The sequence below is a fragment of the Streptomyces sp. CB02261 genome, assembly GCF_001905665.1.
Taxonomy (GTDB): Bacteria; Actinomycetota; Actinomycetes; order Streptomycetales; family Streptomycetaceae; genus Streptomyces.
Window position 1 is genome coordinate 46332 of sequence record NZ_LIVX01000005.1, and the last position, 14778, is coordinate 61109.

Below are 14778 nucleotides of genomic sequence, written 5' to 3' on the forward strand. Positions count from 1 at the left end.
GCCGGCTGCCCTCGGCCCGAGCCCGGACCGATGGCCGGGCCGGACTCGGCCGCTCCGGACCTCGCCGCCGGGGCCGCGGCCCGGACCCGCCCGCGTTCAGCCCTTGCCGTCCTCCATCGCCTCAAGTGTGAAGAGTGCCCCGTCCGGGTCCCGCACCACCACCGACCGGCGTGCCTCGTCCTCGGGGCCGCGCACCCCGCCCCAGTCGTCGCCCGGCACCACCGAACCGCCGTGCGCCAGGACCGCGGCCGTCGCCGCGTCGGGATCGGGAACCCGGAACCGCACCAGCCAGCGCGGCCGCAGCTGCGGCCGGGGCGAGCCCGACTCGACCGGGCCGCTGTTCAGCCGGGCGACCGCCTCGCCCTCACGCCGCAGCACCACCTTGTCCTGCTCGTACGACACCTCGTACCGGCCGGGGCCCTCGTCCGCCCAGCGGAGCACCTCGCCGTAGAACACGGCCGCCTCGAAGGCGTCCCGCGTGTGCAGTTCCAGCCAGGCCGGAGCCGAGTGCTCCCCGATGTGCCAGCGGGACTCCGTCCGCCCCTGCCACACGCCGAACGCCGCGCCCTCCCGGTCGGTCGCGAGCGCCGCACGCCCCTGGGGCGGATAGGCCACCGGGCCCACCCCGACGGTGCCGCCGCGCTCCCGGATCCGCGCCACGGCCGTGTCGGCGTCGTCCACGGCGAAGAACGCCGTCCAGGACACCGGTACGGAGAGCTCGGCGGCCACGGCCGCGATCCCGGCCACGGGCACCTCGCCCAGCTGACCGATCGCGTACTCCCGCTCCCCGCCGCCCCGCCGGAACGTCCAGCCCAGCACGGCCCCGTAGAAGCGCTCCGCCGCGTCCAGATCGTGCGCGTTCAGACTCAGCCAGCACGGTGCTCCCACCTCCTCTCCGGTCGTCGGCCCCGACACCGGCACCACCTCCTCGTCGTCCTCCCGCGCTGCGTGCGCCGTGCGCCCCTTCCCCGATACGCCACCGCCCATGCGCGCGTTCACCCAGGTGCCGCCGATCACCACCCGCCCGGGGGCGGGCCGGCGCCGGGACCTTCGTCCGGCCCCGGAACCCGGATGTCCGGCGCGTGCTCAGCGCGCGGCGCGAGCGGCGTAGGCGCGGACGTCCGCGTCCGGGTCGTCGGCCGCCCCCGCGAGCGCCGTACGGGCCGAGGGCTCGGCGCGGTGGTCCAGGAGCGAGAGCACGGCCGCCTTGCGGACGTCCGCGTTCGGGTCGGCGAGGGCGCCCGCGAGGCCGGGGACGGCGACGGCCGCGGCGGCCGCTCGGAGCGCCGTCGCGGCGCCCGCCCTGACCTGCCAGGCGGGATCGCGCAGCGCCGCCCCGGCCCTCGCCGCGTACCCGGGCGGGCAGCCGGTGCCGGCCAGGGCGCCCAGGGCCGCGCCCCGCACCAGCGGGTCCGGGTCGTCGAGCAGCCGGCCGAGCGGCTCCGGCTCGGGGTCCCGCACGGCGGCGAGGCCCCGGGCCACCGCGACCCTTACCTCGCGGGCCGGGTCGGTGGCGGCCGCCGACAGCTCCGCGACCGCGTCCACCGACACCAGCGCCCGCACCGCCTGCACCCGCACCTCCACGACGGCGTCCCCGAGCGCTTCCGCGTAGAGGGAGGCGTCCCCGAGCCGCAGCGCCCGCAGGACGTCGAGGGCGGCGGACCGCACGGTCGCGTCCGGCACGGCGAGCGCCGCCCGCAGACCCTCCCCGAGCGCGGGCTCGGCGGGCAGCACCTCCACCAGCTCGCGCAGCGCGGCCGACGCGGCGGCCCTGACCCCGGGGGCGTCGTCCCGCAGCCGCGCCGCGAGCACCGGGCCCGCACCGGCGGGCGCGGTCTCACCGACGGCGGTGACGGCGGCAGCCCGCACGGCGGGATCGGCGTCGTCCAGGTAGGGCGCGAGCGCGTCGACGTCGGGGGAGTCCTCGACGAGCGAGAGCAGCCGCAGCAGCCGCGGATGCGGCGCCGCGACCGCCGGGTACTCGACCGGGCCCCGCTGCTCCGTGCCCGGACGCGCCGCGGGGACCGACTCCCGTGGACCGGCCGTGGCGACCGGCACCAAAGCCACCTCCCCGAGGTGGCGCTCCGGACCGCCCGGCGGTGCGAACTCCGGCACCGGAACCACGTACGGCTCGACCGGACGCGCCGTGAACTCCATCGCCCCGGAGGGGGACTTGCGCAGATCGAGGTGGTGCAGCCAGTCCGTGTCGTCCCGCTCGGGGTGATCGAGGCGCTCGTGGTAGAGGCCCCAGCGCGACTCGGTGCGGGCGAGCGAGGCCCGCGCCGCCATCTCGGCGCAGTCCCGGATGAACGACACCTCCGCGCAGCGCATCAGCTCGTGCGCCGTGCGCGCCCCCATCCCGGCGATCTCCTCCGACATCCGCGTGAACGCCTCGACCGCCAGGGAGAGCTTCGCGCCCGTCTTCGGCGGCGCCACGTAGTCGTTCACGAACCGGCGCAGCTTGTACTCGACCTGAGGCTGCGGGGGACCGTCGGGGTGCCGGAGCGGACGGTAGACGAGCTCATGGGCGGCCGCGATCTGCCCGGGATCCAACTCCCCTTCGTAGGCCCGGTACTGTGCGGCGTCCTCACCCGCCAGGTCACCGAAGACGAACGCGCCGATCATGTAGTTGTGCGGTACGGAGGCCAGGTCGCCGGCCGCGTACAGCCGGGGCACCGTCGTCCGGGCGTGGGCGTCCACCCGTACCCCCGAGGCGGAGTGCCCGCCGCACAGGCCGATCTCGGAGATGTGCATCTCGATGTCATGGGTCCGGTAGTCGTGCCCCCGGCCCTCGTGGAAGGTGCCCCGGGTCGGGCGCTCCGTCGTGTGCAGGATCGACTCGACGGCGCCGATGGTCTCCTCGGGGAGGTGGCTCAGCTTCAGATAGACCGGGGCCCGGTCCGAGGCGAGTTCGGCCGCGAACTCGGCCATCATCTGCCCCGACCAGTAGTCGGACTCGACGAACCGCTCACCGTGCCGGTTCACCTGGTAGCCGCCGAACGGGTTGGCGACGTAGGCGCAGGCGGGACCGTTGTAGTCCTTGATCAGCGGGTTGATCTGGAAGCACTCGATGCCGGTGAGCGCCGCCCCCGCGTGGTACGCCATCGCGTACCCGTCGCCCGCGTTCGTCGGGTTCTCGTACGTGCCGTACAGATAGCCGGAGGCGGGCAGGCCCAGGCGCCCGCAGGGGCCGGTGGCCAGGATCACGGCGCCCGCCCTGACCACGACGAATTTTCCGGTACGGGTGTGGAAGCCGGCCGCGCCGACCGCCCGCCCGTCCTCCGGGTGGGTGAGGATCCGGACCGGCATGACCCGGTTCTCGATCCGGATCCGCTCCCGCATCTCGCGCCGTCGCAGCTGCCGGTACAGGACCTTCTTCACGTCCTTGCCCTCGGGCATGGGCAGCACGTACGAGCCGGACCGGTGGACCTGGCGGACGGCGTACTCCCCGTGCTCGTCCTTCTCGAACTTCACCCCGTACGACTCCAGGCGCTGGACCATGCCGAAGCCGCGGGTCGCCGTCTGCCGGACCGTCGACTGGTCCACGAGTCCGTCGTTGGCGCGGGTGATCTCGGCGACGTAGTCGTCGGGTTCGGCGCGGCCCGGCACGACCGCGTTGTTGACGCCGTCCATGCCCATGGCGAGGGCACCGGAGTGCCTGACGTGCGCCTTCTCCAGGAGCAGGACGCTCGCCCCGCGCTCGGCCGCGGTCAGCGCGGCCATGGTGCCGGCGGTGCCGCCGCCGATGACGAGGACGTCGCAGGAGAGTTCGGTCGCGTCGGCGGGATCGGGCACGGTCAGGGGGGTGTCCACGGGGGAACCTTTCGGAGCGTTCGGGTGTGTCGGGTGTTCCGGCGGACTCGCGGAGGGAGTCAGAGGGAGTCGAGGACGCGGCGGCGCAGCGCGGCCGTGGCCGGCGCGTCGCGGGCGTCCCGTGAGCGCGGGTGCGGCACGTCCAGGACCTCCCCGGACGCGAACAGGACGATCCGGTCGCCGAGATGGAGCGCCTCGTCGACGTCGTGCGTGACGAAGACGACGGTCGCGCCGGTGCCGCGCAGTATCTCCACGAGCAGGTCCTGCATCCCGGCGCGGGTGTGGGCGTCGAGCGCGCCGAACGGCTCGTCCATCAGGACCGCGCGGGGCCGCCCGGCGAGGGCTCGGGCCAGCTGCACCCGCTGCCGCTGCCCGCCGGACAAGCGGTGCGGCAGCTTGTGGGCGTGGTCGCCGAGACCCACCCGCTCCAGCCACTCCTGGGCGGTGCGGCGCCGCTCGGCCCGGGGCACCCGGCGGATCGCCAGCGGCAGTTCCACATTGGCGCGGACCATGCGCCAGGGGAGAAGGGCGTCGTGCTGGAAGACCACGGCCCGGTCGGCGCCGGGGCGGCGGACCGGCCGCCCGTCCTGGGTGACCCGGCCCTCCAGCGGGGGCAGCAGCCCGGCGAGGGTGCGCAGCAGAGTGGTCTTGCCGCAGCCGGAGGGGCCGACGACGGTCAGCAGCTCGCCGGGCGCGATCCGCAGCCCGACGGGGCCGGGCACGGCGACCCCGCCGTGGTGCCCGAGCCGCACGCCGTCCAGAGCGAGTTCGGCGCCCGCGGGGGCGGCCGGCTCGTCCGGCACGCCGGACGCCGGAGCCCCCGACACGGCGGCCGGGTCCGCGGAGCCGACCGGGGCCGAGGACACGGCGGACGGTTCACCGGACGGGGCGGATCGGTTCACGGTCCTCATGGCACCGGCTCCTTCTCGGGCAGGGGTACGGGGGCGGGGGAGGGGACCGGCGGCGGGGCCGTGGTGCCGCCGGTGGCGCGGTCGGGACCGGGCGTCCCCCGGTCGACCGGGCTCGGCAGCCAGGCGGTGACCCGGCGGCCGAGCGACTCGACCGCCGTGGAGGTGAGCCGCCCCAGGACGCCGATGGTGGCCATGCCGACGAAGACCCCCGGGTAGTCGACCACCGTGTAGTCCTGCCAGGTGCGGTAGCCCACCCCGTACTCGCCGGAGATCATCTCGGCCGAGATCACACAGATCCACGCGACGCCGATGCCCACCGAGAGACCGCCGAAGATCCCCGGCAGCGCGCCCGGCAGCACCACCGAGAACAGGACCCGCGCCCGGCCCCCGCCGAGGGTGAGGACGGCCTCCTCCCACACCGGGTCCAGGGCGCGCACGGCGTGCCGGGTGGACACGAGCACCGGGAAGAGGGCCGCGGCGCAGGTGATGAAGACGATGCCCTGCTCGTTGGTGGGCAGCAGCAGGATCGCGACCGGCACCAGGGCGATGGCGGGGATCGGGCGCACCACCTCCACCAGCGGGTCCAGGAGGTCGGAGGCCCACCGGGACCGGGCGACGGCCGTCCCGGCCGCCACCCCGAGGACGGCGGCGAGGAGGAAGCCGACCGCGATCCGCCGCAGACTGTGTCCGAGGTCCTGCCAGTATGCCTCGGTGCCGACCCGGTCGGCGAGGGCGGAGGCGACCTCGACGACCGTGGGGAACTGCTCGAACCGCAGCCACAGGTTGACGTCGAGCGAGGTCACCAGCTGCCAGAGGCCGAGGGCCGCGAGCGGGGAGGCGACCCGGACCAGCCGGCGCACGGCCGTCATGAGGCGAGCCTCACCGCGTCCGCGTACGGGAAGGTCCGGGAGCCGGCGTGCCCGGCGACGTACCGTTCGGCCCCGGACCGGGTCATGAAGGCGAGCCAGCGGGAACCGTCCGCGACCCACACGGCCCGGTCCGCGAACCACGGCGTCCCGGTCACCGCGTCCGGCACGTAGGCCGCCCGCACCGGGGCGCCCTTGACGGCCTTGAGGAGCTGGGCGGGGCTGTCGAAGGTACGGGTCGAGGCCTGTCCCTTCAGCCAGAGCTCGGGCTTCGGGAGGCTCGCCTTCGGGTACGTGAGGTCCGGCAGCGCCCGCCGCAGCGGCTCCGCGTCGACGAAGGCGTCCACATCGACGTCCTTCACCAGACCGGCCTCCTTGAGGACCGGTACGTCCTCCTTGAGCGCGGCGATCAGCTCCGGGCGGAGCGCAGGGTCGAAGGTGGCGATGCCCTGCGCCCCGTTGTAGAGGTGGACCACCTCGGCGGGCAGCCCGGTCTCCTTCGCGACCGTCTCGGCCGCGGCGATCGGCCGGGTCCGCAGATGGTCCGTCGCCCGGCGCTGGGCACGCAGGAAGGCGTCGAGGACGGCGGGCCGCCGCTCGGCGAACTTCTCCCGGACGGTGACCCCGTGGAAGGTCGGAAGGTTCAGCTCGGCGCCGTCGTACAGGGCCGTGGCCTTGCCCTGGTAGGCGAGGAGACCGGGCCAGGCGACGAACTGGGACAGCGCGTCGACACTGCCCGCCGCCAGGGCCGAAGCCCCCACGCTCGGCTGCTGGTTGAGCTTGCGGACCTCCTTCGCCGGGTCGATCCCGGCGCGCCTGAGGGCCCGCACGAGCGTGCCGTCGGCGGCCGAGCCGACACTGCTGGACACCTTGCGGCCCTTCAGGTCCGCGAGCGACCGCAGCGGCGAACCGGGTGCGGTGACGACGGTGTTGAGGCCGCCGCGGAGGTTGTAGCCGGTGACGGCGACGAGCCGGGTGGGCTCCTTGAGCTGCTTCCCGCGTGCCGCGTTGATCAGGAGCGGGAAGTCGCCCATCGAGCCGATGTCGATCTTCCCGGCCGTCATCTGCGCGGTGATCGGTGCCCCGGTGGCGTAGTCCTGCCAGGCCACCCGGTAGGTGAGACCGTCCTTCCGTCCCTGGGCCGTGAGCTCCTCCTCGAAGTAGCCGAGGGAGCGCAGCAGGGTGCCGGCGGTGACGGTGTTGATGGTCTTCGACTGGTAGCCGACGGTCACGGTGACCGTCTTCCCGTCGGACGCGTCCCCCGCGTCGGAACCGCCGCCGCATGCGGTGGTGAGGGGCAGCAGCAGGGCGAGCGGGAGGAACAGCGGACGTCTTGCTCGGAACATGGGAGTTCGGCCTTTCACCGGAGCAGGTAGGGCATGTTGACGGTGACCGCGCCGGTCGGGCAGCGGGCGGCGCACGGGCCGCAGTACCAGCACTCGTCGACGTGCATGTACGCCTTGCCGTCCTCCTGCCGGATCGCGAGCGAGTCCAGCGGGCACATGTCGACGCAGAGCGTGCATCCGTCGATGCACTTGGACTCGTCGATGGTCACGGGCACGTCGGTGCGCTGGGGGACCAGAGGCATGGCTGTCTCCAGGAAGGGGCGGAAGAGGGGGTGTGTCGGTGTAGGGAGGTGTCAGAGGGAGCGGTGCAGGATGCCGCTCATGGTGATGCGGTCGCCGCGGAACCGGATGAACTCCAGGTCCACCGGGCGCCCGTCGGGCAGACAGGTCAGCCGCTCCAGCATCAGGACGGCGGCCCCGCGGGGCGCCTGGAGGACGGCGGCGGAGTGCGCGTCGGCGTTGACGGCCTCCAGGGTGATCTCGGCGTGTCCGAGCGGACCGCCGGTCAGCTCTTCGAGGAGGCGGAACACATCGGTGTTCTCCAGGTCGCAGCCGAGGAGTTCAGCCCCGATGTCCATCGGGAGGTACGACAGGTCGAGGGAGAGCGGCAGCCCGTCGAGCCGCCGCAGCCGCTCCACGCACAGCACGTCGGCGTGCGCCGGAACCCCGAGCCGGTGGGCCACCGGCCCGGGGGCGGAGACCGGACCGACGGTCCGGACCTCGTTGGTGACCCGCCCGTGTTCGCGCAGGGTCTCGGCGAGCCCCTGCAGCCGGTCCAGGCCGTGCGGGTACTTCTCGCACACCACCACCGTGCCGACGCCCGGCTGCCGCTCGACGAGCCGCTCGCCGCGCAGCAGGTCCAGGGCCTGCCGGACGGTGTTCCGGCTGGCCCGGTAGTCGGCCGCGATCACGTCCTCCAGCGGCAGCACCCCGCCCGGGAAGCCGCCCGCCAGGATCTGGTGGCGCAGCAGGTCGGCGAGCTGCCGCGCCCGGTCCGCGCGCAGCCGCCGACGGCGGGCGGCGGCGACGGGGCGGGCGGCGGAAGCGGGTTCGGCGGGCATGGGAAGGAACGTAGCGGCGGGCCGCCCTCGATGGTGTTGCGGCAGTATTGCGCCACCTGACACGGTGTACGCACCTCTCTGAACTGCAACGATGTGGCGACGGAGCCGAGATACGCCACCCCGCCGCCCACCAGGTGGACATCAGCCGCCCACCATGCGGATACCTCGGGCCGCCGGACCTCCGACCTCGGCGCGCGAACACACCCTTGACCTCAGGGATGCGCGAACACACCCACCATCCGGGTGTCCGGATTGCTGCTCATCCCGACGATCGCGCCCCCGTCGGCGCGGTTGGCACGCGCGTGCGCGCCCGCGTACCCGTCGTCCGTGAGGAAGATCCCCACGGCCGCGATCCAGTCGTCGACCGAACCGGTCGCCGGGTCGTACACCGGCTCGGGCCGGGGCACCACCCGCTCCTGGGCCACGTAGCCGCCGCGCTCTGCGGCGACGCCCAGCGCCTCGCTCCACCGCGCGTCCGTGCACTCCCAGCCGACGAACGTGTCGAGACCGCCGTACCCGGCGCCGGGCTTGAGGATCAGCCGTTCCCTGCGCTCCCGGCAGAGGTCGACGAGGCCGGCGGGACCCGAGGGGTGGAGCGTCCGGCTCCACGGCAGGACCCGGTCGACCAGGGCCCGTTCCCCGGCGTCGAAGGCGCCGCTCCACCGTGGGTCGGTGAGCAGCGCGAGGGCGCTCTTGTTCGCGTAGAGGCCGCTCTCCAGAGAGGTGAACAGCACGGTCCTGCCGGCGTCGTGCGCGCGGAGGAAAGGTTCCGCCACGTCAGGTCCCCCGGGGTCGTCGAGCAGCTGACTCGCCCCGAAGTTCCGCAGCACCAGGTCGAGCGGCGTGCCGTCCAGGGTGAGCTTGCCGTCGGGCCGGGCGCGTACGTCGCCGATCTCGCCGATCCGCAGGTCGAGCCCCTGCTCGGCCATGGCCTCCACGGTGGCCCGCATCAGCCGCCCGTACGGGCCGATCCCGCCGCGCCCCTCGATGAGCCCGATCACCGGCTCCGCCGCACCGGACAGCGCAGGTGCGGCCCGTGCCCGCAGGACGGCCGCCATGCGCGCGGCGATGTCCACGTGGTCGAGCCGGTGCTCGCGCGCGAAGGCGGCGAACTCGGGGACCCGGAGCAGGCCCTGGTTGAACACGGCCATGTCGACGCCGCCGACCTCGCTGCCGAGGTTGAACTCCAGGACCTTGTACGAGGAGCCGTCGTGGTACGCGTCGGCGCGCCCGAACGCGGTGGGGACACCGGAACCGCCCCTGCGGAGCACCGCCGCGAGCTCGGGCCCGATCCCGATCTCCGCCGCGTACCGGTCGCGGTCGCCGTCGAAGAGCCGCGCCGGCAGCGACACCAGGAGGTCGAAGAGGCCCTCCAGGTCCCGCGCGAAGGCGGCCGTCTCCGAGGCCGCCACGAACCACGGCCGGGGCAGCAGTCGCGAGCGCCAGGCCTCCTCGAAGGCCGGGGGCAGTTCGGCCCGGGAAACGGCCCGGGCGAGCCCGCCGTCCCCGCGCAGGCACGCGTCCACGTAGGTCCGGCTCAGCTCGGTCATCGGCGTCGCTCGCTTCACTGGGGAGATCGGGTGCGCGTCCGGAACGGCGAGCAGATTACCGCGCGCCCCAACGGCGCACCGGGCGAACGCGAAGACCCGCACCCTGGCCCCGGACCAGGCGGCGCCGGGCCTTTCCCGTCGGACCGGGAGCGCCCGGGAACATACCGGGACCACGCCACGCCCGGCCTTCCCCGTCGTGCCAGGAGTGCCCCGGGAACACCCCGGGACCACGCCGCGCCCGGCCCCCCCGTCGTGCCGGGAGCGACCGGGAAGTCATCCCCGGACCGCGGAGCCCGAGCCCTCTCCGCCCGGCGGTGAGCGCCCCGGACCCGGCCGCGAGACGCGGCCCCGGCGCCCTCAGCTGGTGACCGTCATCACCGTGGCGGCCGTGACCGCGACCATCGCGGCCTGCATGTCACGGATCGCCCGGCGCACGCCCTCCGCCGCCCACTCGCCGGCCGTCAGCTCCTCCAGACGCGGCGCGATCTCCTTGCGCGGCACGTCGGGGAAGGCGAGACGGTGCAGCTTCGCGCCATGGATCAGGGCGAGGAGGCCGGTGGTGCGGGCGTGATGCGTGGGGCCTTCCAGGACCACCGCACTCAGCCTGGCCCGCAGCTCGCGCTCGACGGAGCCGTCCGCCTCCGGGTAGCGGGTGACGGGGAAGAGGCCCAGCACCCGGTGCTGCTCCTCGCGCACCAGGCCCCGCTCGCGCAGGCTCTCCACCGTCGCCTTCACGGCCTTGCCGTGGTCCTTCGTCAGCCACTCCGTGACCTTCGGAGCCCTGCTCTTCTTTCCGCACCAGACGGTGAGCTGCCGCAGCCGCTCGTCGAGGAGCGGGACCTCGGTGGGCGTCGCGTCCGTCACCCGCACCCGCCCGTCGTCGACCGACACGCGCCCCGCCAGCACGAGATCGAGCAGGATGCCCCCCGCGACGGCCCACGCGGCGGACTGCCGTTCCTTCGCCGCCCCGGACTCGTCGTCCAGCGACAGCAGCATGATCTCCTCCGCGAGCGTGACCGCCACCCGACACCCCTTGCCTTCCACATCCGGCCGTCTCCGGCGCCGGGACGGCCATCCGCCCGCCCGGCACCCTTTCGCCCCTGAGGACGACCGGGACCCGCCCTCGGTTCCCCGGACGGGACCGCAGCCCCCTCCGACCTGCGCCGACGCCCGCCGACCGGGCGGGACCCCCCGAGGCGTGACCGCTTTGGTCTGGACCGCAGCGGGTGCGGGCGTCAAGCTCTCGTCATGGACTTGGAGTTGCGGCACCTCAAGACGATCCGGGCCATCGCGGACGCGGGCAGCCTCACACGGGCCGCGACCGCGCTGGGACTCGCGCAGCCCGCGCTCAGTGCTCAGCTCAAACGCATCGAACGCGCCCTCGGCGGCGCCCTGTTCGAACGGGGGCGGGAGGGCGTCCGGACCACGGCGCTCGGGGACCTGGTCCTCGACCGGGCCCGGGTGGTGCTGCCCGCCGTCTGCGAGCTGCAGGAGGAGGCGGTGCGCTTCGCGCGCGACGGGGCCGAGGGCTACCGGCTCGGCGGCACCCACGGGCCGCTGCTCGGAGGCCTCGTCGACCGGATCGCCCGCACCGACCCCGGGGCGCCGCTGACCACGTACACCTCGTGGTCGGAGCGGGAGATCGCGGGCGGGGTCGCCGACGGGCGCCTCGACTTCGCGCTCGTCGGGGTCTGCGGGGAGAGCGGGCCGCCCGAGGCGGGACGGCTGGCGTGGACGGAGGTCGCCCGCGATCCCGTGTACGTGATGCTGGCAGCCGACCATCCGCTGGCACGGCGCGCCGAGATCGACCTGGCCGAACTGGCGGCGGAGGCCTGGACCGACGTACCGGGCGACGGCTGCTTCGGTGACTGCTTCGCGGCGGCGTGCGTACGGGCAGGGTTCACCCCGGCCTGCGTGTACGAGACGGACACCGCCTCCTGTGTGCACCTGGTGCAGGTCGGCCGGGCCGTCGGCCTGTGCCGGGCCACCTTCCCCGTCACCCCCGGACTCGTCACCCGCCCCCTCGCCGGCACCCCGCTCGTCTGGCGGCACCTGCTGGGCTGGCATCCCGAGGGCCGCGCGGCCGGCCGGGCCGCCGCCGTCCTCGCCCACACCCGCGCCGCCCACGCCGAGGCACTGGCCACCAGCGCCGGCCGCGCGCCCGCTCCCACACCCCGGGAGGGCAGCCCACGCTGAGGCGTACCCCCGGCGCCGTCCGCCGCCCCGGCATAACGCGATGGCAGGGGCCGACCGGTAACTGCCGCTCGGCGGTGCGGGATCCCTACGGTTCCAGCAGATCCCCCACCGAGAACCGAGGAGACACCCCATGCTCCGACGACACGCCCGCACGGCGTGTACCGCCCTCGTCGCCGCCGGAATGGCGCTGACCGGACTCCAGGCCGGCTCCGCCGCCGCTGCCCCGGACGACCAGGGCCCGCACCGCACCGCGACCGTCAGGACCGCCGCCCAGGCCCTCGGCGCGGACTCCGCGCGGCCCGAACTGCTCGCCGCCATGCGGCGCGACCTGGGACTCACCCACTCCCAGGCGCTGACCCGCCTCGCCAACGAGGCGGAGGCCGGTGCCACCGCTGCCAGGCTCCGCCAGGACCTGGGCACCGCCTACGCGGGCGCGTGGCTGGACGGCGCCGAGGCCGGCACCCTCACCGTGGCCACCACCCGGGCCGCCGACACGGCCGCGATACGCGCATCGGGCGCCCGCGCCCGACTCGTGACGCACGGTCTGACCGCCCTGGAGCGGGCCAAGGAGGCCCTGGACCGGTCCGCCACCACCGACGCGCCCGTCCGCTACGTCGACGTACGCACCAACGTCCTCGTCGTCGAGGAGACCCGGGCGGGGGCCGGCGAGCGGCTCGTGGAGACCGCCGGGATCCCCCGAGGCCTCGTCCGCGTCGTCCGCACCGGCGAGGCCCCCCTCCCGCTCCACGACATCCGGGGCGGCGACGCGTACTACATGGGCGGCGGCGGCCGCTGCTCGGTCGGCTTCGCCGTGACGCGCGGCACCACCCAGGGCTTCGCCACCGCCGGCCACTGCGGCCGTGCGGGCACCACCACCAGCGGGTTCAACCAGGTGGCCCAGGGCAGCTTCCAGGGCTCGGTCTTCCCCGGCAAGGACATGGCCTGGGTGGCCGCCAACTCCAGCTGGACCTCGACCCCGTACGTCAAGGGCGCAGGCGGCGCGAACATCCAGGTGACCGGCTCGGTGCTGCAGCCCGTCGGCGCTTCCGTCTGCCGCTCGGGCTCGACCACCGGCTGGCACTGCGGCACCGTGCAGCAGCACAACACGAGCGTCACCTACCCCGAGGGCACCATCTCCGGGGTGACCCGTACGACGGTCTGCGCCGAGCCCGGCGACTCGGGCGGCTCGTACATCTCCGGCAGCCAGGCTCAGGGCGTCACCTCGGGCGGCTCGGGCAACTGCTCCAGCGGCGGCACGACCTACTTCCAGCCGCTGAACCCCCTGCTGCAGAACTACGGCCTGACCCTCCGGACCACCGGTGTCGACCCCGGCCCCGGCCCCGGCGAACCGGAACCGGGCGGCACCTGGGCGGCCGGCAAGGTCTACGCCGCCGGCGACGTCGTCACGTACGGCGGGGCGAGCTACCGCTGCCTCCAGGGCCACCAGGCCCAGACCGGCTGGGAGCCGTCGAACGTGCCGGCGCTCTGGCAGCGGCTGTGAGCCCGGACGGTCGGTGACCGGGGGCGCCGCGAACCCGTGGGGGGTTTCGCGGCGCCCCCCTTCCTGGCACCCCCGCTCGACGCGGACCTCAGGCCTCCGCGAGACCTCCCCGCGCGATGACCTCCGCGTACCAGCGGGCGCTGTCCTTCAGCGTGCGGCGCTGGGTCGCGAAGTCCACGTGCACGATGCCGAACCGCTTGCTGTAGCCGTACGCCCACTCGAAGTTGTCCAGGAGCGACCACACGAAGTACCCCCGCACGTCCGCGCCGTCCGCGAGGGCGCGGTGCACCGCCGCCAGATGCGCGTGCAGGTACGCCACCCGCTCCGGGTCCTTCACCCGGCCCGACGGGTCGGCGTAGTCCTCGTACGCCGCGCCGTTCTCGGTGATCACCAGCGGTACGTCCGGCAGCTCGTCCCGCAGCCGGATCAGGAGCTCGTGCAGCCCGGTGGCGTCCACCGGCCAGTCCATCGCGGTGCGCGGCCCGGGCGCGGGCTCGAACCGTACGTGCCGCTCCGCGCCCGCCCACGGCGAGGGCGACTCGGAGGTGCCGGCCGCGACGACGGACGGGGAGTAGTAGTTGATGCCGAGCGAGTCGAGCGGCGCCGCCGCCGTCGCCAGGTCCCCGTCCTGGACGAACGACCAGTCCGTCACCGACGCGGTGTCGCGGACCAGGTCCTCCGGGAGCCGCCCGTGGAAGACGGGGTCGAGGAAGATCCGGTTGGCGACGGCGTCGATGCGGCGGGCCGCGTCCACGTCCTCCGGAGCGCCGGAAAGGGCCCGCACGGCATGGAGGTTGAGGGTCAGGGACACCTCCGACGAGCCCGGAAGGGCACCACGCAGCGCCCGCGCCGCGAGCCCGTGCGCCAGATTGAGGTGGTGGGCCGCGCGCAGGGAGGCGAGGGCGCTGGTGCGGCCCGGGGCGTGCACGCCGTTGCCGTAGCCGAGGAACGCGGCGCACCAGGGTTCGTTGAGGGTCGTCCAGGTCGCGACCCGGTCGCCCAGGGCGTCCGCCATGACGGCCGCGTACTCCGCGAACCGGAACGCGGTCTCCCGGTGCGGCCAGCCGCCCGCGTCCTCCAGCTCCTGCGGCAGGTCCCAGTGGTACAGCGTCGCCACGGGCCGGATCCCGGCGTCGAGGAGACGGTCGGCCAGGCGCCGGTAGAAGTCCAGTCCCTTGCGCACGGCGGGGCCGCGGCCGGTGGGCTGGACCCGGGGCCAGGAGACGGAGAAGCGGTAGTCGGTCACGCCGAGCCGCTTCATCAGCGCGACGTCCTCGTCGACCCGGTGGTAGTGGTCCGCGGCGATGTCACCGGTGTCGCCGTTGCGCACCTTGCCGGGCGTACGGCTGAACGTGTCCCAGATGGACGGGGTGCGGCCGTCCTCGGCCGCGGCCCCCTCGATCTGGTAGGCGGCCGTGGCGGTGCCCCAGCGGAACCCCTCGGGGAACCGGAGAGCGGTCGTCGTGTCGGTGCGGGCGTCGAGCGCGGTCATGGGGTGGGAGCTCCCTGGGGTGAGACGTCTGAGGGGGATTCG

Annotated in this window: 12 protein-coding genes; 2 read left to right on the top strand and 10 right to left on the bottom strand. The window is 74.7% G+C overall.

Annotation, left to right across the window (positions count from 1 at the left end; genetic code table 11):
• Window positions 1-96: 96 nt before the first annotated feature.
• From AMK29_RS17715 to AMK29_RS17755, 9 genes are all read right to left on the bottom strand, one after another.
• On the bottom strand, window positions 97-924 hold the full coding sequence (locus AMK29_RS17715) for a VOC family protein (protein WP_073814733.1): 828 nt from the start codon (window positions 922-924) through the stop codon (window positions 97-99).
• A 162-nt stretch (window positions 925-1086) separates the two neighbouring features.
• The gene (locus tag AMK29_RS17720; protein WP_241845477.1) at window positions 1087-3813 is read right to left on the bottom strand and encodes a fumarate reductase/succinate dehydrogenase flavoprotein subunit; all 2727 of its coding nucleotides are present in this window, start codon (window positions 3811-3813) and stop codon (window positions 1087-1089) included.
• A gap of 59 nt (window positions 3814-3872) precedes the next feature.
• Window positions 3873-4724 carry an ABC transporter ATP-binding protein gene (locus tag AMK29_RS17725; protein ID WP_079196949.1) on the bottom strand — a complete coding sequence of 284 codons (852 nt, stop codon included), beginning with the start codon at window positions 4722-4724 and terminating at the stop codon, window positions 3873-3875.
• The gene (locus AMK29_RS17730) at window positions 4721-5593 is read right to left on the bottom strand and encodes an ABC transporter permease (RefSeq protein ID WP_073813982.1); all 873 of its coding nucleotides are present in this window, start codon (window positions 5591-5593) and stop codon (window positions 4721-4723) included. The genes AMK29_RS17725 and AMK29_RS17730 overlap by 4 nt, the downstream gene beginning before the upstream one ends.
• Entirely contained in the window at window positions 5590-6936 is a 1347-nt protein-coding gene (locus AMK29_RS17735) for an ABC transporter substrate-binding protein (RefSeq protein WP_073813984.1), read from the bottom strand. Before AMK29_RS17735 ends, AMK29_RS17730 begins: the two co-directional genes overlap by 4 nt.
• Window positions 6937-6950: 14 nt before the next feature.
• The gene (locus AMK29_RS17740; protein ID WP_073813985.1) at window positions 6951-7178 is read right to left on the bottom strand and encodes an indolepyruvate ferredoxin oxidoreductase subunit alpha; all 228 of its coding nucleotides are present in this window, start codon (window positions 7176-7178) and stop codon (window positions 6951-6953) included.
• Between the two features lie 51 nt (window positions 7179-7229).
• The gene (locus tag AMK29_RS17745; protein WP_073813986.1) at window positions 7230-7997 is read right to left on the bottom strand and encodes a GntR family transcriptional regulator; all 768 of its coding nucleotides are present in this window, start codon (window positions 7995-7997) and stop codon (window positions 7230-7232) included.
• A gap of 212 nt (window positions 7998-8209) precedes the next feature.
• Window positions 8210-9547: a hypothetical protein gene (locus tag AMK29_RS17750; protein ID WP_073813988.1), complete on the bottom strand. Its 1338-nt coding sequence runs from the start codon at window positions 9545-9547 to the stop codon at window positions 8210-8212.
• A gap of 357 nt (window positions 9548-9904) precedes the next feature.
• Window positions 9905-10570: a GOLPH3/VPS74 family protein gene (locus AMK29_RS17755; RefSeq protein ID WP_073813989.1), complete on the bottom strand. Its 666-nt coding sequence runs from the start codon at window positions 10568-10570 to the stop codon at window positions 9905-9907.
• A gap of 225 nt (window positions 10571-10795) precedes the next feature.
• On the opposite strand from AMK29_RS17755, the gene AMK29_RS17760 reads away from it, so the two are divergent.
• Complete coding sequence (locus tag AMK29_RS17760) at window positions 10796-11743, top strand: LysR family transcriptional regulator (RefSeq protein ID WP_073813990.1); 948 nt, start codon at window positions 10796-10798, stop codon at window positions 11741-11743.
• A gap of 130 nt (window positions 11744-11873) precedes the next feature.
• Window positions 11874-13244, top strand: a complete 1371-nt coding sequence (locus AMK29_RS17765; protein ID WP_073813992.1) for a carbohydrate-binding protein — start codon at window positions 11874-11876, stop codon at window positions 13242-13244.
• An 88-nt stretch (window positions 13245-13332) separates the two neighbouring features.
• On the opposite strand, the gene AMK29_RS17770 is transcribed toward AMK29_RS17765, so the two are convergent.
• A complete protein-coding gene (locus AMK29_RS17770; RefSeq protein ID WP_073813993.1) occupies window positions 13333-14736 on the bottom strand; it encodes a GH1 family beta-glucosidase in 1404 nt (467 codons plus the stop codon).
• Window positions 14737-14778: the final 42 nt, after the last annotated feature.

Coding starts and splice junctions, on each gene's coding strand:
- AMK29_RS17725 (WP_079196949.1), bottom strand. CDS start 4,724: ATGAGGACCGTGAACCGATCCGCCCCGTCCGGTGAACCGTCCGCCGTG.
- AMK29_RS17730 (WP_073813982.1), bottom strand. CDS start 5,593: ATGACGGCCGTGCGCCGGCTGGTCCGGGTCGCCTCCCCGCTCGCGGCC.
- AMK29_RS17735 (WP_073813984.1), bottom strand. CDS start 6,936: ATGTTCCGAGCAAGACGTCCGCTGTTCCTCCCGCTCGCCCTGCTGCTG.
- AMK29_RS17740 (WP_073813985.1), bottom strand. CDS start 7,178: ATGCCTCTGGTCCCCCAGCGCACCGACGTGCCCGTGACCATCGACGAG.
- AMK29_RS17745 (WP_073813986.1), bottom strand. CDS start 7,997: ATGCCCGCCGAACCCGCTTCCGCCGCCCGCCCCGTCGCCGCCGCCCGC.
- AMK29_RS17750 (WP_073813988.1), bottom strand. CDS start 9,547: ATGACCGAGCTGAGCCGGACCTACGTGGACGCGTGCCTGCGCGGGGAC.
- AMK29_RS17760 (WP_073813990.1), top strand. CDS start 10,796: ATGGACTTGGAGTTGCGGCACCTCAAGACGATCCGGGCCATCGCGGAC.
- AMK29_RS17765 (WP_073813992.1), top strand. CDS start 11,874: ATGCTCCGACGACACGCCCGCACGGCGTGTACCGCCCTCGTCGCCGCC.
- AMK29_RS17770 (WP_073813993.1), bottom strand. CDS start 14,736: ATGACCGCGCTCGACGCCCGCACCGACACGACGACCGCTCTCCGGTTC.